We start from the raw sequence: 18,379 nt of genomic DNA on the forward strand, positions 1-18,379 counted from the left end.
ACCGTTGTCCACAGCGTGTGCCGGATCTTGTGCACCGCGTGCGGGCACAGCTGTGCCCCCTGTCGCTCGGATGGGTTTCCGCAGGTCGGACAGGGGGCGAACTGGTGTATGGGAGTCGCCGGGGCAGTCATACCGGCGTCAACGCTCGATGGGTTATCCACAGATCGTCGTTCTTTTCCCCATGTGGACAACGCCTGTGGATAACTCAGTGGACAGCCCTGGGGAGAGCTACGGGAGCGTTACTTCCACTGCGTGGAGACACCGAAGCCGGCGGCGATGAAGCCGAAGCCGACCACGATGTTCCAGTTGCCCAGGGCGTTGATGGGCAGCGAGCCGTCGGTCACGTAGAAGACGACGATCCAGGCCAGGCCGATCACGAACATGGCCAGCATGACCGGGGCGACCCAGCCTCGGCTGCCCAGCTTGATCGCCTGTGCCTGCTTCGCCGGCGGCGGCGTGAAGTCGGCCTTCTTGCGGATACGTGACTTCGGCACGAGGGTCTCTCCTGTCGATGCGCTGCGTGGCCGCGCAGGTAACTGGGTCGGGCGCGTCCGTTAGCGTAGTGCTTCCGTGGCGCCGAAAGAGACAAGGGTACGTTGAGCAATTCTGCCGACTCCCCCGGGACGGGATCAACGGGTTCGGGCACGGGACGCCGACCGCGTCCGGTGCGCGTGCTCACGGCCGCTGTCTTCGCTCTCGCGGGGCTCATCTTCTTCACCAGCTTCGACACGGCCAAGGGCACCGACATCCGCCAGGACGGTTCCCTGCTGAAGCTGTCCGACCTGATCCAGCAGCGCAGCCGCAAGAACAAGGGCCTGGACGAGTCCAACGCGACCCTGCGCGAGAGCGTCGAGTCCCTCGCCAAGAGCGACGGCGGCACCAGCAGGGCCCAGGACCGCGAGCTCAGCGGCCTGGAGTCGAGCGCCGGGACCCAGCCGCTCACCGGCCACGGTCTCTCCGTCACCCTCAACGACGCCCCGCCCAACGCCACCGCCAAGCTTCCCGGCTACCCCGCGCCCCAGCCCGACTACCTGGTCATCCACCAGCAGGACCTCCAGGCCGTGGTGAACGCCCTGTGGCAGGGCGGTGCGACCGGCATCAAGGTCATGGACCAGCGGCTGATCTCCACCAGCGCCGTGCGCTGTGTCGGCAACACCCTGATCCTCCAGGGCCGCGTCTACTCACCGCCGTACAAGATCACGGCCGTCGGGGACCCGGGCAGGCTCCAGCAGGCGCTCGCCGCGAGCAAGGCGATCCAGACCTACATGGTGTACGTCAACGTCTACGGCCTCGGCTGGAAAGTCACCGACGACGGGACGGTGACTCTTCCCGGCTACTCGGGCACAGTGGATCTGCACTACGCGAAGCCCGTGCAGTAGCGGTAGCACCAGCACGGGCAGCAGCCGTCCGTCAGCCGCCCGTCCCGGAGGCGCCGGTGCGTGTGATCGTCAGGACCTTCAGCGAACTGTGCATCACCGTGGGCGCCCTGATCGTCCTCTTCGTCGCCTACATCCTGTTCTGGACGGGCGTGCGGGCCGACGGCGCCATGAGCGACCAGATCGACCAGTTGCACCGGCAGTGGTCGAAGGGGAGTGTGCAGCCGGCGGTGCACACCTCGGGTGACGGCACGACGACCACGACGACGGTGACCGTGTCGGACCCGGCGCCGCACCACTACGGCGAGCCGTTCGCGATCATGTACATCCCGCGGTTCGGTTTCACGTGGAACAAGCCCGTGGCGGAGGGCACCGGCCGGGACGTGCTGGCCAAGGGGCTCGCCCACTACCGGGGCACCGCTCAGCTCGGCCAGGAGGGCAACTTCGCGGTGGCCGGCCACCGGCGCACCTACGGCGACCCGTTCCTGGACTTTCCGAAGCTGCGGCCGGGCGACGCGGTGGTGCTCACGGACGGGACGACCTGGTTCACGTATCGGATCGACAAAGGGCCCTACAAAACCGTGCCGACGGACGTCGAGGTGATCGACCCTGTGCCACGTACGTCGGGTTACACGCGTCCGGGCCGGTATCTGACGCTGACCACCTGTGATCCGGAATGGGGGCACAGCCACCGGCTGATCGTCTGGGCGCACCTGGATTCCACGCAGTCCGTGGAGGCGGGCGAACCGGCGGCCCTGCGCCGGTAGTCGCCGTTAGTCTGGTGGCGTTACGGCGTGCGTCAGGTGCCGTAGGGACTCGGAAGGGACGGCAAGGAACGGCATGTACGGCTGGATCTGGCGGCATCTGCCGGGGAACGCGTGGATGAAGGCGCTCGTCTCGCTCGTACTGGTTCTGGCCGTGGTCTACGTCCTCTTCCAGTACGTCTTCCCCTGGGCCGAACCGCTGCTGCCTTTCAACGATGTGACGGTGAACAACCAGTGAGTGCGCGGATTCTCGTCGTCGACAACTACGACAGCTTCGTCTTCAACCTCGTCCAGTACCTGTACCAGCTGGGTGCCGAGTGCGAGGTGCTGCGCAACGACGAGGTGTCGACCTCGCACGCCCAGGACGGTTTCGACGGCGTGCTGCTCTCGCCCGGCCCGGGCACGCCGGAGCAGGCCGGGGTGTGCGTCGACATGGTCCGCCACTGCGCGGCCACCGGTGTGCCCGTCTTCGGCGTCTGCCTCGGCATGCAGTCGATGCAGGTGGCCTACGGCGGTGTCGTGGACCGGGCGCCCGAGCTGCTGCACGGCAAGACCTCGCTGGTCGAGCACGGGGGCAAGGGCGTCTTCGCGGGCCTGCCCTCCCCCTTCACGGCGACCCGGTACCACTCGCTGGCCGCCGAGCCGGACACGGTCCCGGCCGAGCTGGAGGTGACCGCCCGCACCCACGACGGCATCATCATGGGCCTGCGCCACCGTGAACTCCCGGTCGAGGGCGTGCAGTTCCATCCCGAGTCGGTGCTCACCGAGCACGGGCACCGGATGCTGGCCAACTGGCTGGTGGAGTGCGGCGACCAGGGTGCCGTGGCGAGGTCGGCGGGGCTCGCCCCGGTGGTGGGCAGGGCCACGGCGTGACCGCCCTGCGCCCGGAGCGCGAGACCGATGCCTCGTACGGGGATCAGTCGTACGAGGCTTCCGGTGCGCTCGGGTCGTGGGCTGGGCAGGTGGCGCAGGAGCCCTACGGGGAGCCGTACCGCGACCCCCTCGACGACGAGACGATGGCGCTGCGGGTACCCGATCCGGCCCTCGATCCGCTGTCGGGCCGGCAGGGCGGGCCTGTACGCGGCTCTGCGGCCTCTTCAGCCCCTGCCGTGTCCGCAGTCGCGGCCGGAGGGCGTGCGGCCCGCAGGAAGGCCGCCAAGCGCCGTGGCGGGGGGCGTGGCGGCGGCCGGCACGGGGGCGGGCGGGAGAGCGCGTCCGCCACGGCGCCGCCGGAGGAGCCGGACCGGCCGCTGTCCCGGGTGGAGGCCCGGCGGCAGGCGCGGCTGCGCAAGCCGTCCCCGGGCGTGATCGCGAGCCGGGCGATCGGCGAGGTGTTCATCACCACCGGTGTGCTGATGCTGCTGTTCGTCACCTACCAGCTGTGGTGGACCAACGTCCGCGCGCACGCGCAGGCCGGCAGCGAGGCGCACCAGCTCCAGGACGACTGGGCGAGCGGCAAGCGCAACCCGGGCGTCTTCGCGCCGGGCCAGGGCTTCGCCATCCTGCACATTCCCAAGCTGGACGTGGTGGCGCCGATCGCGGAGGGCGTCAGCAACGCGAAGGTGCTCGACAAGGGCATGGTCGGACACTACGGCGAGGCGCCGCTGAAGACGGCGATGCCCGACGCCAAGACGGGCAACTTCGGGCTCGCGGCGCATCGCAACACCCATGGCGAACCGTTCCGGTACATCAACAGGCTCGTGGCCGGCGACGCGGTCGTGGTCGAGACGCAGGACACGTACTACGTGTACAAGGTGACGTCGACGCTTCCGGTGACCTCGCCGTCCAACACCAGTGTGCTGGACCCGATCCCGAGGGGCTCCGGTTTCACGCGGCCCGGCCGCTACATCACCCTCACCACCTGCACGCCGGAGTTCACCAGCAAGTACCGGCTGATCGTCTGGGGCAAGATGGTCCAGGAACGCCCGCGCAGCGAGGGCAAGCCGGACGCGCTCATCGAGTAGGGCTCATCGAGCAGGGTTCATCACACAGGGGCAGAGGGAACAGTGGCAGCGACCGCCGACGAGACCGAAGAACACACGGACGCGTCCGAGCCGGAGCCCGCCGCGCGCCGCCGGCGTCCCGGACGGATCGCGACGGCGGTCAGCGTCTTCGGTGAACTCCTCATCACCGCGGGGCTGTTGCTCGCCCTGTTCGTCGTCTACTCCCTGTGGTGGACGAACGTGATAGCGGACCGCAAAGCGGAGAAACAGGCCGACAAGGTACGTCAGCACTGGGCGCAGTCCCAGGGGGCGAAGGACTCCGGCCCCGGCGCGCTGGACACCAAGGACGGCATCGGCTTCCTGCATGTGCCCGCGATGAAGAACGGCGAGGTGCTGGTCGAGAAGGGCACCGGCACCGATGTCCTCAACGACGGCGTGGCCGGCTACTACACCGACCCGGTCAAGGCCGCGCTGCCCATGACCGGCAAGGACGGCAACCTCACCCTCGCCGCGCACCGGGACGGCCACGGCGCGAAGTTCCACAACATCGACAAGCTGAAGAAGGGCGACCCGATCGTCTTCGAGACCCGGGACGACTGGTACGTCTACAAGGTCTACTCGATCCTCCCCGAGACCTCGAAGTACAACGTCAAGGTCATCTCCCAGATCCCGAAGGAGTCCGGCAAGACCGGGCCGGGCCACTACATCACCCTGACGACCTGCACCCCCGTGTACACCTCGGAGTACCGGTACGTGGTGTGGGGCGAACTGGTCCGGGTGCAGAAGGTGGACAGCGAGCGGACGCCGCCGGCGGAACTGCGGGGCTGAGCGCGACGAAGGCCCCGCAGCTCCTCGGAGAGCTGCGGGGCCTTCGCGGTGAGCGCGGCGGTGCCGGTCAGCCGTTGTTGCCGCCGAAGATGCCGCCGTTGCCGTTGCCGCCGCCGACGTCGATGGTGGTCAGCACGATCTGGGTGTTGGTCGGAGCCTGGGTGCCCTGGGCCGGCGACTGGCCGAGGACCCGGGCGTTGTCGTCGTTGGCGCCGTTGACCTGGATGTCCGTGAAGCCGCTCTGCTGGAGGATCTTCCTCGCGTCCGACAGCTTCTGACCGGTGACGTTCGGCACCTGTCCCTGCTGCTGACCCTGGAACTTGCCGACGTTGATCACCACGCCGGTGTTCTTGACGACCTGTGTGCCCGCCGCCGGGTTGGTCGAGAGGACCTTGCCGTCCTGGGTCTGGTCGGTGGTCGGGCTGTCGTTGCAGCTCGGTGCCAGGCCCAGCTGGGTCAGCTCGCTCTTCGCGTCGTCACAGGACTTGCCGACCAGGTCGCCCGGGATGGCCACCTTCTCCTCCGCCTTGGCGACGGTGAGGGTGATCGTGGAGCCCTTCTGGACCTCGTTGCCGAGCGTCGGGTCCTGGTCCAGGACCGTACCCGGCTGCTCCGACGAGACCCGGTCCTTCCGCTCGACGTTGAACTTGTACTGGTCGCCCTCCAGGAGCGACTTGGCGTCCTCGAAGGTCTTGCCGAGGACGCTGGGCACCGCCACCTTCGGCGCCCCCGTCGACACCACCAGTGTGATCGTGTCGCCCTTCTTCACCTGGGAGCCCGCCGTCGGGTCCTGGGAGCAGACCGAGTTCTTCGGCTGGTTGTCGCAGGGCTTGCGGGTGGGCGGGCCCAGTTTCAGGTCGGAGTTGACCGCCATCTTCTGGGCGTCGGCGTAGGTGGAGCCGACGAAGTTCGGGGCGTCGAAGGTGTCGGCGGACTTCCCGCTGAACGCCCACTTGCCGATCAAAATCGCGCCGACCAGGACGAGCACGCCCGCGACGACCAGGAGGACCGTGGAGGTGTGGGACTTCTTCGGCTGCTGGCGCCGCCGGCCCGGGGAGTCGTCGTAGCCGTAGCCGCCGTCGTCCGGGCTCATCGGCGGGAGCATGGTCGTCGCCCCCGCGGGCCCGCCGGCGTCCGGGCGCAGGGCAGTGGTCGCCTGGTCGTCGCCGTAGCCGCCGTAGCCCACCGCGCCCAGTGCGGCCGTCGCTCCGACCGGCTGGCCGTCGAGGCACGCCTCGATGTCGACGCGCATTTCGTCGGCCGACTGGTAGCGGTAGTTCGGGTCCTTGACCAGCGCCTTCAGGACGATCGCGTCCATCTCGGGCGTGATCTCGGGGTCGAAGACCGACGGCGACTGCGGCTCCTCGCGCACATGCTGGTAGGCCACGGCCACCGGGGAGTCGCCGACGAACGGCGGCCGTACCGTCAGCAGCTCGTAGAGGAGACAACCGGTCGAATAGAGGTCCGAGCGGGCGTCGACCTGCTCGCCCTTCGCCTGCTCCGGCGAGAGGTACTGGGCCGTGCCGATGACCGCCGCCGTCTGCGTCATCGTCATTCCGGAGTCGCCCATGGCGCGGGCGATGCCGAAGTCCATCACCTTGACCTGGCCGTTGCGCGTCAGCATGACGTTCGCCGGCTTGATGTCACGGTGCACGATGCCGTTGCGGTGGGCGTACTCCAGGCCCTGGAGGATGCCGACGGTCATCTCCATCGCCCGCTCCGGCAGGAGCTTGCGGCCGGAGTGAAGAAGCTCACGGAGCGTGGAGCCGTCGACGTACTCCATCACGATGTACGGGATCGAGACCCCGTCGATGTAGTCCTCGCCCGTGTCGTAGACCGCGACGATCGCGGGATGGTTGAGCGAGGCGGCCGACTGGGCCTCCCGGCGGAACCGGGCCTGGAAGGAAGGGTCGCGTGCCAGGTCGGCGCGCAAGGTCTTCACTGCCACGGTGCGGCCGAGGCGGGTGTCATGCGCGAGGTAGACCTCCGCCATGCCACCACGACCGAGCACCTGGCCCAGTTCGTACCGGCCGCCGAGGCGACGCGGCTCTTCCATAGCTACCTACCAGCCCTCTCCGTCGGTCCCGGCCGCGCACGTCCGTGCGCCGCCGGAGGCTGCCGTCCGGGCCTACCGTACCCGGCTCGCTTTGTGTGACCTGGCCAAGCCCGGAACCCGATACAGGACCGGTATCGCAACGTGCAACGTTGTGAAGAAGACGTGATGGGGGTCACTTCTTCGACTGGATGACCGCCTGCATGACGTTCTTGGCGATCGGCGCGGCCAGACCGCCGCCGGAGATGTCGTCGCGGTTGGCGCTGTTGTCCTCGATGACCACGGCCACCGCCACCGGCGAGCTGCCGTCGGGCATCTTGGCGAAGGAGATGAACCACGCGTACGGGTTGGCGCTGTTCGCCACACCGTGCTGCGCGGTACCGGTCTTGCCGCCGACCGTGATGCCGTTGATCTTCGCGTTCGTACCGGTGCCCTGCTCGACCACCGTCTTCATCATGTCCTGGAGAATCTGCGCGTTCTTCGAGGACAGCGGCTGGCTCAGCTCCTGCGGCTGGGTCTGCGAGAGCGTGTCCAGGTTGGACGACTGGAGCTTGTCCACCATGTACGGCTTCATCAGCTTGCCGTCGTTGGCGACCGCCGAGGCGACCATCGCCATCTGCAGCGGGGTCGCCGCGGTGTTGAACTGGCCGATGGAGGACAGCGCCGTCTGCGACGAGTTCATCTTGTCGGAGAACACCGAGGGGTAGGCGCGGACCGGCGTGTCCTGCGGGGAGTCGAAGCCGAACTTCTTCGCCTCCTCCAGCATCTTGGCGTTGCCGAGGTCGGCACCGATCTTGCCGAAGACCGAGTTGCACGAGTACTGCAGGGCGGCCCGCAACGTGGCGTTCTTGCAGGGGATGTTGCCCTCGTTCTTCAGCGGCGTCGTCGTGCCCGGCATGATCCACGGCAGCGGCGAGTTCGTCGCGGTGTCGGCCGAGGTGTACAGCCCGTTCTCCAGCGCGGCCGCCGCCGTGACCACCTTGAAGGTGGAGCCCGGCGGGTACGTCTCGCGCAGCGCCCGGTTCAGCATCGGGTCGGCCGGGTCGTTGCTCTTCTGGAGCTTGGTCCAGTTCTTGGAGTCGACGTCCGTGCTGTTGCCCGCGAAGGACGACGGGTCGTACGACGGGTAGGAGGCCAGCGCCAGGATCTTGCCGGTGGACGGCTCCAGCGCGACGACCGCGCCCTTGCCGCCCTGCGCCTTCAGACCGTCGAACGCGGCCTTCTGCGCGGCCTGGTTCAGCGTGGTGACGACGTTGCCGCCCTGCTTCTGCTTGCCCGTGATCATGTCCAGGGTGTTGCGGAAGAAGAGCCGGTCGTCGGTGCCGCTGAGGATGCCGTCGTCGATGCTCTCCAGCTGGGTGCTGCCGAAGGCCTGCGAGGAGTAGCCGGTGACCGGGGCCCACATGGGCCCGTCCTTGTAGGTCCGCTTGTACTTGAAGTCGCCGTGCTTGGCCTCGGCGGAGCCCGTTATGGGGTTGCCGTCGACGACGATGTCGCCGCGCGGGGAGGCGTACCGCTCGATGGCGACACGGCGGTTGTTCGTGTTGGTGCGCAGGGAGTCGGCCTGGACGTACTGGAGCCAGTTGTCGCGGAGCAGCAGGGCCATCACGAGGATGCCGCAGAAGATCGCGATCCGGCGCAGGGGCTTGTTCATGACGGGCGGACCACCTGGGTCATCTCGGCGTCGGGGTTGGCGGCGGGGGCGGGCGCCGGGCGGCGCGCGGTGTCGCTGATCCGGATCAGGACGCCGATCAGCGCCCAGTTCGCGATCACGGAGGAACCACCGTAGGCGAGGAACGGCATCGTCATACCGGTCAGCGGGATGAGACCCATCACACCGCCGGCCACGACGAAGACCTGGAGCGCGAAGCCGCCGGACAGGCCGACGGCGAGCAGCTTGCCGAACGGGTCGCGGGCGGCCAGGGCGGTACGGATGCCACGCTCGGCGATCAGACCGTAGACCAGCAGGAGCGCCATGATGCCCGCGAGCCCCAGCTCCTCGCCGAAGGTGGCGAGGATGAAGTCCGAGTTGGCGGCGAACCGGATCAGCTCCGAGTGGCCCTGGCCCCAGCCGGTGCCCAGGGTGCCGCCCGAGCCGAACGCCCACAGCGCCTGCTGCAGCTGGTCGGAGTGGACACCGGTGACGCCCGGGGTGCGGCTGAGCACGTACTCGTGCATCGGGTCCAGCCAGGCCTGCACACGCACCTTGATGTGCGGCTCGAAGCTCGCCACGCCGACGGCGCCGACCGCCGACATCAGCAGACCGAAGACGATCCAGCTGGTCCGCTCGGTGGCGACGTACAGCATGATCACGAACATGCCGAAGAACAGCAGCGACGTACCGAGGTCGGTCTCGAAGACCAGGATGAGGATCGAGATCGCCCAGACGACGAGGATTGGCCCGAGGTCACGGCCGCGCGGCAGGTACATCCCCATGAAACGGCGGCTCGCCAGCGCCAGTGCGTCCCGCTTCACCATCAGATAGCCGGCGAAGAACACCGCCAGCACGAGCTTGGCGAACTCACCGGGCTGGATGGTGAAACTGCCGACCGAGATCCAGATCTTGGCACCGTAGACGTCCGCGCCCAGACCCGGCACCAGCGGCAGCAGCAGCAGGATCAGCGCGCCCACCATCGAGATGTAGGTGTAGCGCTGCAGCGCCCGGTGGTCCTTGAGGAAGATCAGCACCACGACGAACAGCGCGATGCCCATCGCCGTGTACAGCAGCTGGTTGGTGGCCTTGCCGCCCGCGACATGGATCTGCTGGAGCAGCTTGGACTGGTCCAGCCGCCAGATGCACACCAGGCCGAGCCCGTTGAGCAGGGTGGCCAGCGGCAGCAGCAGCGGGTCGGCGTACGGCGCGAACTTCCGTACGACGAGGTGGGCGACACCGGCCAGCAGACCGAGGCCGAGGCCGTAGGCCAGCAGCCCGGCGGGCACCTTGCCGTCGATGGCCAGACCCACGTTGGCGTAGGCGAACACCGGGATGACCACGGCGAAGACCAGCAGGGCCAGCTCGGTGTTGCGGCGGCTCGGCGCGCCGATCGCGCCGATCGTGGACGTGTGATGCGTCGGCGGGTTAGTCGTACTGCTCATCGTGTGACAGGGCCTCTCGCGGCGGGGTTACTGCTTGCCGCACTGATCGACGACCTTCTGCTCATCCTCGGAGAGGCTCGGGCCGGGGTTGGGAGTGGCGGACGCGGTCGGCGGCTTCGAAGGGTTCTTCGAAGCCGACGTCGAACCGGATGGGTGCGGCGTCGGTGTCGCCTTGGACGCGAGGGAGGTACGGGTGGTTCCCGTGGTTCCCCCGGCCTGGCCCTGGCCCGTCCTCGCGTTCTTCTGCGACTCCGCGGCCGTGCGCTCCGCCTGCTTCCTGCACGCGGAGGCCTGCACCGACAGCGCCTCGATCTTCGTCTCGGCCTGCTGGAGACCGCCCGCCGCGATCGTGTTCTTGACCTGCTTCTGCTGGTACGGCGGCAGGTACTTGAGTTCGATCTCGGGGTGGTCCTTCTCCACCTTCGACAGCGACACCCAGGCCAGATCCTGGCTGATGCCGCGGTACAGCGCCACGTGCTCGTCCTTGGTGCCGACGTAGTACTGCGTCTGCGTCCAGCGGTAGCCGCCGTAGAGGCCGCCGCCGATCACGGCGAGCGCGAGGGCGCCGTACAGCGTCCCCTTCAGCCAGCCGCGCCGGCGCGGCTTGGTGAAGTCGCCGTCGGCGTAGTCGGCGAAGCCGCCCGACGGGACGTACCCGTCGGTGTCGCCGGAGCCGGGCGGACCGAACTCGCCGCCGCCGTGCCCCTGGCGGCCCAGGTGGGAGGCGCGGCCGGCCGGGGTCTGCATGATGCCGTTGTCGTGCAGATGGTGCTGGTTCTCGGCGACCGCGCCGACCACGACCGGCTGGTCGGACAGCTGCCCGGCGAGGGTGTCGCCGGTGTCCAGGTCCAGCACGTCCGCGATGATGACCGTGATGTTGTCGGGGCCGCCGCCGCGCAGCGCGAGCTGGATCAGCTCCTGCACGGTCTCCTGCGGGCCCTGGTAGCTGGCGAGGGTCTCCTCCATCGTCTGGTGGGAGACGACGCCGGAGAGCCCGTCGGAACAGATCAGGTAGCGGTCGCCGGCCCGGACCTCGCGGATCGACAGGTCGGGCTCGACGTGCTCGGCGCTGCCGAGGGCGCGCATCAGCAGCGAGCGCTGCGGATGCGTGGTCGCCTCCTCCTCGGTGATCCGGCCCTCGTCCACGAGCCGCTGCACCCAGGTGTGGTCCTGCGTGATCTGGGTCAGCACCCCGTCGCGCAGCAGATAGGCGCGGGAGTCGCCGACGTGCACCAGGCCGAGCCGCTGCCCGGTCCACAGGAGCGCGGTCAGCGTCGTCCCCATGCCCTCCAGCTGGGGGTCCTCCTCGACCATGGCGCGCAGCTGGTCGTTGGCGCGCTGCACGGCGACGCCGAGCGAGGTGAGGATGTCGGAGCCGGGCACGTCGTCGTCGAGCGAGACCAGGGTGGAGATGACCTCCGAGGAGGCGACCTCACCGGCCGCCTGGCCGCCCATGCCGTCGGCGATCGCGAGCAGCCGGGGCCCCGCGTAACCGGAGTCCTCGTTGCCCTCCCGGATCATGCCCTTGTGCGATCCGGCGGCAAAGCGCAGTGACAGACTCATGCCCACCTCGCCCGTCGGTTCCGGGTACAGCCGGTCGTGTCGAGCCACACTGCCCACCCTCCGGTCGGGAGCGCGCCGGCGGCCGGGTGGCGGCCTGCCGCTGCGTGCTCGCTCCGCTCGCGCTCACTCATGACGTAGCACTACTTCCGCAGCTCGATGACGGTCTTGCCGATGCGGATCGGCGCGCCCAGCGGGATCGGTGTGGGGCTCGTCAGCCGGGACCGGTCCAGATAGGTGCCGTTGGTGGAGCCGAGATCCTCGACGATCCACTGGCCGTCGCGGTCCGGGTAGATCCTGGCATGACGGCTGGAGGCGTAGTCGTCGTCCAGCACGATCGTGGAGTCGTGCGCCCGGCCCAGAGTGATCGTCTGGCCCTGCAGCGCGACCGTGGTGCCGGTCAGTGTGCCTTCCGTCACGACCAGCTTGGTGGGGGCGCCGCGCCCGCGCCTGCCGCCGCTCTGCTGGCCGCGCTGCGGCGGGGGCGGCGCGGCCTGCTGCCGGGGCGCCTGCTGCTGGCGCCCGGCCTCCCTACGCGATCCGCGCTGGGTGACGCGCGTACCGAACAGGTCGCTGCGGATGACCTGCACGGCCACGATCACGAACAGCCACAGAACGGCCAGGAAACCCAGCCGCATGACCGTGAGGGTCAGCTCTGACATTGCCCCCGCTTCACCCTTCGGCTTGCCTATAGATAACGGTGGTGCTGCCCACGACGATCCGCGAGCCGTCGCGGAGCGTAGCGCGGGTGGTGTGCTGCCCGTCCACCACGATGCCGTTGGTGGAGCCGAGATCCTGGATCGTCGAGGGCGTTCCGGTCCGGATCTCGCAGTGCCGGCGGGAGACGCCGGGATCGTCGATCCGCACGTCGGCGTCGGTGCTGCGACCCAGCACCAGCGTCGGGCGGGAGATCTGGTGACGGGTGCCGTTGATCTCGATCCAGTAGCGGGTGCGCCCGCCGCTCGCGGGAGCGGCCGCCGGCCGCTGTCCGGCGGGCTGCGGGTAGCCGTAACCGCCGGGGCGGGCACCGCCGGGCGGCGGCGACGACGGCATCGGGGGCGCGCTGGCCGGCATGGCCGGCTGCCCTCCGTGGCCACCGGCGCCCGGTGCCGCCTGCGGGGCCTGCGGGGCCGCCTGGCTGCTGGAGGAGGCGAGGGTGCGGCTGCGCACCCGGTACAGACCCGTGTCGAGGTCCTCGGCCTTCTCCAGATTGACCTTGATCGGTCCCATGAAGGTGTAGCGCTGCTGCTTGGCGTAGTCGCGCACCATCCCGGCCAGCTCATCGCCGAGCTGCCCGGAGTAGGGGCTGAGCCGCTCGTAGTCCGGCGCGCTCAGCTCCACGATGAAGTCGTTCGGTACGACGGTCCGGTCGCGGTTCCAGATCGTGGCGTTGTTGTCGCACTCACGCTGGAGCGCGCCCGCGATCTCCACGGGCTGGACCTCGGACTTGAAGACCTTGGCGAAGGTGCCGTTCACCAGGCCTTCGAGACGCTGCTCGAACTTCTTCAGGACTCCCATGGGGCACCTCCTCCGTCCCTGCCGTTTCCTTGCCGTGCTCTGTACTACTGCGCTCTGCTCACTGATCGTATCTACGCGCCCGGCGATCAGCCGGTTCCTGCCATGGATCGTAGAGGCGCGCGCAGACCAGTGTCCCGCACCCGGCTGTGGACCCGGCCCGCCTCCTGGGCGGACGGCGGGTACCGGTACGAGGTTGATACGTGAACCGGGTCTCGCTGATACGTGCGACGACGCGCGGGGCGCAAGGGGTCCGCACGGGGCGCGGACGGCGCGCGTACGGGGCGTGGACGGGACGCCGACGCGGGCAGGAACCGGTGGTCAGGGGCGTGGGCCGGGCCCGCGGGAAGGGATGTGAACCCGCCCCGTACGACGTGCTAATGTTCTGGGTGTCGGAAGGGGCCGACCCGAAAGGGAAGGAACCGGAAGACACACCCAATGCGCGGGTGGCGGAATAGGCAGACGCGCTGGATTCAGGTTCCAGTGCCCGCAAGGGCGTGGGGGTTCAACTCCCCCCTCGCGCACACAGAGGCCACGGGCCCATCGTGAAAACGATGGGCCCGTAGTCGTATGTACGGCTGTTGTACGGCTGCCTGATTTTGTGTGCGTCGTGTGAGGAAGCTCTCTTCTCGGAGTGCTCCACGGCGCGCGCTCCACGGCGCGGTTGTCCACAGGGAGTTATCCACAGGGTCTGACGCGTGATGGCCACCGGCTGTACGGTCTGCACGAGTTGATGTTCGTGCGGAGGATCGTTCGGCGCCCAGTGCTCGCTCTGCGGTCCGGGCGTGATGTTCGGTGTTCGGGGGAGGCGGTCGCGTTGACCGGTGTGGAAGTGATGGCGGACGCGGGCACGGAGACGGACGGTCACGCGGGTGTGAGCGCGGAGGCGGAGACGGGCGGTCACGCGGTGGCGCGGGGGAGCCGTCGGCTGCCCCGGGTGCGCGGCTTCGCCGCATGGCCACGGCAGGGTTCGCCCAAGGACGAGGGCAAGGCACTGCGGACGAGCGTGCCGCGGGACGCACACCGCACCCTCGACCTGGACCCCGCCCGCCCCGACGCGGTCACCGCGGTCGTCGAGTCCAACGCCGGCCGCATCCCGGAGCTGACCCCGCTCCGCGTCGGACGCATGGCCGCCACCCCGTTCGCCTTCCTGCGCGGCTCGGCCGGACTCATGGCCCACGACCTCGCCCGCACACCGATGACCCGGATCGGCACGCAGATATGCGGCGACGCGCACGCGGCCAACTTCGGCCTGTACGGCGACCCCCGCGGCGACCTCGTCATCGACCTCAACGACTTCGACGAGACCGTGCACGGCCCCTGGGAGTGGGACCTGAAACGGCTCGCCGCCTCCCTCGTGCTCGCCGGACGCGAAGCCGGCGCCGACGAGGACACCTGCCGCTCCGCGGCACGCGACACGGTCGGCGCCTACCGGCGCACCATGCGCCTCCTCGCCAAACTGCCGGTGCTGGACGCCTGGAACGCCATCGCCGACGAGGAGTTGGTCTCCCACACCGACGCCCACGATCTGCTCGGCACCCTCCAGCGCGTCTCGCACAAGGCCCGGGCCAACACCAGCGGCCGGTTCGCCGCCAAGTCGACCCAGGTGGCCGAGGACGGCGGACGCCGCTTCATCGACGCCGCACCGGTACTGCGCCGGATCCCCGACGCCGAGGCCGCCGCGGTCGCCGCCTCCCTGGAGCACTACGTCCACACCCTCAGCGAGGACCGGCACCCGCTGCTCGCCCGGCACGCCGTGCACGACGTGGCCTTCCGGGTCGTCGGCACCGGCAGCGTCGGCACCCGGTCCTACGTCGTCCTGCTCCTCGACCACCGCGAACAGCCACTGGTGCTCCAGGTGAAGGAGGCCCGCCCGTCCGCCCTGGTCCCGCACCTCGCCACCGCCGGCTTCGAGACCCCACCGGCGGAGCACGAGGGACGCCGGGTGGTCCTCGGCCAGAAACACATGCAGGTGGTCAGCGACATCCTGCTCGGCTGGACGACCGTCGACGGCCGCCCCTTCCAGGTCCGCCAGTTCCGCAACCGCAAGGGCAGCGTCGACCCCGCCGCCCTCGCCCCCGACCAGATCGACGACTACGGCCGCATGACCGGCGCCCTCCTGGCCCGCGCCCACTCCCACAGCGCCGACCCGCGGCTGATCGCCGGCTACTGCGGCAAGAACACAGAACTGGACGAGGCGATCGCCGCGTTCGCCGTCACCTACGCCGACCGCACCGAGGCGGACCACGCGGCACTGGTGACAGCGGTCCGCGCGGGGCGGATCGCAGCCGAGTCGGGGGTGTGAACAGAGACGGTGTGACCGCGCCCCAAGGGACGCCCGGCTGTACGGATGTGCGGTGGCGGTCGTCGAGAGGCGTGGGGCGTGGGGCTGTGTGGGTGTGCGGTGGCCGCCGTCGACGGGCATACGGCTGTGTCGATATGCGGCAGCGCCCGCAAGGGGCGTGCGTCCGTGCCGGCTGAGGCTGCGCCGCGCGGGCGTGGGGTCCCCCACGAACCCGCAGCAGGCGCATGATCCTCAGCCCTAGGGCGGGATGCCGCATCCTCACCACCTACTCTGGTCGGATGACGACCCCGGAAGCCGAAGAGGCGCCCCGGCCCGAGGAACGGCTTGAGCGGGCCGTACGGGCCGCCGAGCAGGCGTTGATCGAGTACGAGATCGCCGTGGAGACCTTCCGCGTCGAGGTCGAGAACTTCTCCCGGCTGCACGAGCAGCGCCTCGGCCCCCTCTACGCCCGCATCGAGGAGCTGGACGCCGAGATCGCCGAGGCCAAGGCGGCCCGCACCGGCGACCCGGAGGACATCCGCCGCGCCGAGGAGGCTCGCGCCCGCGTCCTGCCGATCCCCGGCGTGGAGGAGCTGCTGCACGGCTGGATGGACGGCCACGGCCTGTTCCCTGAGGCCACCGCCATGCTCACCGACCAGGCCGTACGCCCCCCGGAGCGGGTGCGGCCCAGCGAGGAGGCCCGCAAGCTCTACCGCGAGCTGGCCCGCAAGGCACATCCCGACCTCGCCCAGGAGGAAGAGGAGCAGAAGCGGCGTGAGGAATTCCTCACCCGCGTCAACGCCGCGTACGCCCGCGGCGACGAGGCGCTGCTGCGGGAACTGGCCGAGGAGTGGGCGGCCGGCCCCGTGCCGCCCGAACGCCTGCCGAGCGCCGCCGAGGAGCTGTACGCCCGCCTCGACTGGCTCTCCCGGCGCAAGGAGCTGCTCACCCACGTCGCCCGTGAACTGGAGGAGAGTGCGATCGCCGGCATGCTGCGGCTGGCCCCGGACGACCCCGACGCCCTGCTTGAGGAGATCGCCGGCCGGCTGCGCGCGGACATCGCCCAACGGGAGAGCGAACTGGCCGCCCTGCTGGGCCAGGCCTGAGCCGCCACCGGACCGGAGCCGCCACCGGGCGCGGTCGTAGCCGCGCAGGTGCCCCGGTTGGCACCGGGGAGCTTCGGGTAGCGTCGGGGACATGAGTTTCGGAGCTGGTGTGCCCACGGTCGAGGTCGCGGACCTCAAGGACGGCGACTTCCTGCTGGACGTCCGCGAGGACGACGAGTGGCAGGCGGGCCACGCCGAGGGGGCGCTGCACATCCCCATGAGCGACTTCGTGGCCCGCTACGGCGAGCTGACCGAAGCCGCCCCGCAGGACGGCCGCGTCCACGTCATCTGCCGCTCCGGCGGCCGCTCGGCCCAGGTCACCATGTACCTGGTCCAGCAGGGCATCGACGCGGTCAACGTCGACGGCGGCATGCAGATCTGGCAGGCCGCAGGCCGCCCGGTGCTCACGGACGAGGGCAAGCCCGGCCAGGTCCTGTAGCTTTCCCCGCGGTCTCTGCCCGGGCTTCATCTCTGCCGGGACGACTCCTCCGCGGGCCACGCGACCGACCCGCGGGCGCTCGGCCTCTACACCCTTGGCCCCCACGTCGTCGGCCTATGTGAGCCCGGCCCGCCTGCGCTCGGCCCGTGTCCGCTCGGCCCGTGCAAGCTTTGGTTCGTGCCTGCTCGCCCCGTGCCCGCTCGGCCGACGTGAGCCGGGCCGGCGCGGTCAGCCCAGTGGATGGGCCGCCAGCAGATCCCCGAGCCGCTCCTCGTACGCCGCCGCCGGGCCGAGCGCCAGCTCCAGGTGCTTGGCCCAGGCGTGATAGCGGTGCAGCGGACAGTCGGTGTCGGCGCCGAACCCGCCGTGCAGATGCTGTGCCGTCTGCACCACCCGGCGCACGCCCTCGGCCGCCCAGATCTTCGCCACCGCGACGTCCCCGGCGGCGGGCAGCGCACCCGGAGCCCCCGAGGCGATCCGCCACGCGGCCTGCCAGAGGGTGGCCTCCATGGCGCGCAGATCGATGTACCGGTCCGCGGCCTGCACGGCCACCGCCTGGAACGTCGCGATCGGATACCCGAACTGCTCGCGCTGTCCGGTGTACTCGGCCGTCATCCTCAGCACCCGCTCGCCCAACCCGAGCGCCAGCGCACAGGTACCGGTGGCCAGCAGCGCGTGCAGCCATTCCCACGCCCCGTCCGCCTCGACGACCTCGTCCGCCTCGACCCGGACCGCCGTCAGCCGCACCTCGGCCAGCCGCTCCCCGCTGGTGGACACCTGCTCGGCGAGTACCACCCCGTCCCGCTCGCGCGGCACCAGCGCGAGCACGGTCCGCTCGGCCGCCGTCCCCTCGACGTGCGCCGGCACGACGACGAGGTCCGCGTCGTACGCCCACGGCACCGCCGTCTGCACCCCGTCCAGCACCCACGCCGCCCCGGCCCGCCGCGCGCCCACGGCCAGTTCGGCCGGATCGTGGCCGCTGCGGCCGTGCGCCGCGACGGTCAGCACCAGCTCACCCCGCCCCGCCCGCGTGAGCAGCCGCTCCGCCAACTCTGGCCCGCCATAGGTCTGTACGGCCGCTGCCGCCGCGCTGTGTTCCAACAGCGGTACCCGCGCCAGCACATGGGCGGACTCGCGCAGCACCAGGCACAGTGCGATCGCGTCCAGACCGGAGCCGCCGTGCGCCTCGTCGAGCAGCAGACTCAGCAGGTCCGCCTCGGCGAGCCGGGCCCACAGCTCCCGGTCGAAGCCCTCGGCCACGGCGCCGGTGGTGAGCGCCGGACTCGGTACCGCGTCCGGCGCGACGCCCGCGAACACTCCGCGCGCCGCCTCTGCCGCCGCCCGCTGCTCCTCGGTGAAGGTGAAGTCCACGGCCTGTCCCTCCGGCGGGTCCGGGTGATCTGACGGTGCGTCAA

The 18,379-nt window shown here is 70.1% G+C and carries 17 protein-coding genes and 1 tRNA gene; 10 read left to right on the forward strand and 8 right to left on the reverse strand.

What is annotated here, in order from left to right; genetic code table 11:
- Positions 1-239: 239 nt before the first annotated feature.
- On the reverse strand, positions 240-494 hold the full coding sequence (crgA, locus tag ACZ4MF_RS05075; RefSeq protein WP_356025923.1) for a cell division protein CrgA: 255 nt from the start codon (positions 492-494) through the stop codon (positions 240-242).
- A gap of 102 nt (positions 495-596) precedes the next feature.
- Between crgA and ACZ4MF_RS05080 the strand changes: the two genes are divergently transcribed.
- The 6 genes from ACZ4MF_RS05080 (at position 597) to ACZ4MF_RS05105 (ending at position 4,911) form a co-directional block, all read left to right on the forward strand.
- On the forward strand, positions 597-1,379 hold the full coding sequence (locus tag ACZ4MF_RS05080) for a DUF881 domain-containing protein (protein ID WP_467489889.1): 783 nt from the start codon (positions 597-599) through the stop codon (positions 1,377-1,379).
- 56 nt (positions 1,380-1,435) lie between these two features.
- Complete coding sequence (locus ACZ4MF_RS05085) at positions 1,436-2,143, forward strand: class E sortase (RefSeq protein WP_467489891.1); 708 nt, start codon at positions 1,436-1,438, stop codon at positions 2,141-2,143.
- Between the two features lie 73 nt (positions 2,144-2,216).
- A complete protein-coding gene (locus tag ACZ4MF_RS05090) occupies positions 2,217-2,378 on the forward strand; it encodes a hypothetical protein (RefSeq protein ID WP_467489893.1) in 162 nt (53 codons plus the stop codon).
- A complete protein-coding gene (locus ACZ4MF_RS05095; RefSeq protein WP_467489895.1) occupies positions 2,375-3,013 on the forward strand; it encodes an aminodeoxychorismate/anthranilate synthase component II in 639 nt (212 codons plus the stop codon). Before ACZ4MF_RS05090 ends, ACZ4MF_RS05095 begins: the two co-directional genes overlap by 4 nt.
- Entirely contained in the window at positions 3,010-4,104 is a 1,095-nt protein-coding gene (locus tag ACZ4MF_RS05100) for a class E sortase (RefSeq protein WP_467489897.1), read from the forward strand. Before ACZ4MF_RS05095 ends, ACZ4MF_RS05100 begins: the two co-directional genes overlap by 4 nt.
- 42 nt (positions 4,105-4,146) lie before the next feature.
- The gene (locus ACZ4MF_RS05105; protein ID WP_467489899.1) at positions 4,147-4,911 is read left to right on the forward strand and encodes a class E sortase; all 765 of its coding nucleotides are present in this window, start codon (positions 4,147-4,149) and stop codon (positions 4,909-4,911) included.
- A 67-nt stretch (positions 4,912-4,978) separates the two neighbouring features.
- Here the strand turns inward: ACZ4MF_RS05105 and pknB are convergent, their stop codons facing one another.
- From pknB to ACZ4MF_RS05135, 6 genes are all read right to left on the reverse strand, one after another.
- The gene (pknB, locus tag ACZ4MF_RS05110; RefSeq protein ID WP_467489901.1) at positions 4,979-6,967 is read right to left on the reverse strand and encodes a Stk1 family PASTA domain-containing Ser/Thr kinase; all 1,989 of its coding nucleotides are present in this window, start codon (positions 6,965-6,967) and stop codon (positions 4,979-4,981) included.
- Between the two features lie 172 nt (positions 6,968-7,139).
- Entirely contained in the window at positions 7,140-8,618 is a 1,479-nt protein-coding gene (locus tag ACZ4MF_RS05115; protein WP_467489903.1) for a peptidoglycan D,D-transpeptidase FtsI family protein, read from the reverse strand.
- Positions 8,615-10,060, reverse strand: coding sequence for an FtsW/RodA/SpoVE family cell cycle protein (locus ACZ4MF_RS05120; RefSeq protein ID WP_467489905.1), 1,446 nt, complete (start codon positions 10,058-10,060; stop codon positions 8,615-8,617). Before ACZ4MF_RS05120 ends, ACZ4MF_RS05115 begins: the two co-directional genes overlap by 4 nt.
- Before the next feature lie 27 nt (positions 10,061-10,087).
- A complete protein-coding gene (locus ACZ4MF_RS05125) occupies positions 10,088-11,623 on the reverse strand; it encodes a Stp1/IreP family PP2C-type Ser/Thr phosphatase (RefSeq protein ID WP_467489907.1) in 1,536 nt (511 codons plus the stop codon).
- A gap of 140 nt (positions 11,624-11,763) precedes the next feature.
- Complete coding sequence (locus tag ACZ4MF_RS05130; protein WP_467489909.1) at positions 11,764-12,282, reverse strand: FHA domain-containing protein FhaB/FipA; 519 nt, start codon at positions 12,280-12,282, stop codon at positions 11,764-11,766.
- A 10-nt stretch (positions 12,283-12,292) separates the two neighbouring features.
- Positions 12,293-13,138: an FhaA domain-containing protein gene (locus ACZ4MF_RS05135; protein WP_467489911.1), complete on the reverse strand. Its 846-nt coding sequence runs from the start codon at positions 13,136-13,138 to the stop codon at positions 12,293-12,295.
- A gap of 437 nt (positions 13,139-13,575) precedes the next feature.
- On the opposite strand from ACZ4MF_RS05135, the gene ACZ4MF_RS05140 reads away from it, so the two are divergent.
- The 4 genes from ACZ4MF_RS05140 to ACZ4MF_RS05155 all read left to right on the forward strand — a co-directional run bounded on the left by ACZ4MF_RS05140 (position 13,576) and on the right by ACZ4MF_RS05155 (position 16,964).
- A tRNA-Leu gene (locus ACZ4MF_RS05140) sits at positions 13,576-13,659 on the forward strand.
- Positions 13,660-13,970: 311 nt separating this feature from the next.
- A complete protein-coding gene (locus ACZ4MF_RS05145; protein ID WP_467490650.1) occupies positions 13,971-15,440 on the forward strand; it encodes a DUF2252 domain-containing protein in 1,470 nt (489 codons plus the stop codon).
- A 278-nt stretch (positions 15,441-15,718) separates the two neighbouring features.
- Positions 15,719-16,525 carry a hypothetical protein gene (locus tag ACZ4MF_RS05150; RefSeq protein ID WP_356025951.1) on the forward strand — a complete coding sequence of 269 codons (807 nt, stop codon included), beginning with the start codon at positions 15,719-15,721 and terminating at the stop codon, positions 16,523-16,525.
- Between the two features lie 109 nt (positions 16,526-16,634).
- Positions 16,635-16,964 carry a rhodanese-like domain-containing protein gene (locus tag ACZ4MF_RS05155; RefSeq protein ID WP_071380514.1) on the forward strand — a complete coding sequence of 110 codons (330 nt, stop codon included), beginning with the start codon at positions 16,635-16,637 and terminating at the stop codon, positions 16,962-16,964.
- Positions 16,965-17,192: 228 nt separating this feature from the next.
- Here the strand turns inward: ACZ4MF_RS05155 and ACZ4MF_RS05160 are convergent, their stop codons facing one another.
- On the reverse strand, positions 17,193-18,335 hold the full coding sequence (locus ACZ4MF_RS05160) for an acyl-CoA dehydrogenase family protein (RefSeq protein WP_467489913.1): 1,143 nt from the start codon (positions 18,333-18,335) through the stop codon (positions 17,193-17,195).
- Between the last annotated feature and the right edge of the window lie 44 nt (positions 18,336-18,379).

This window comes from Streptomyces sp. NPDC025793 (assembly GCF_055558375.1).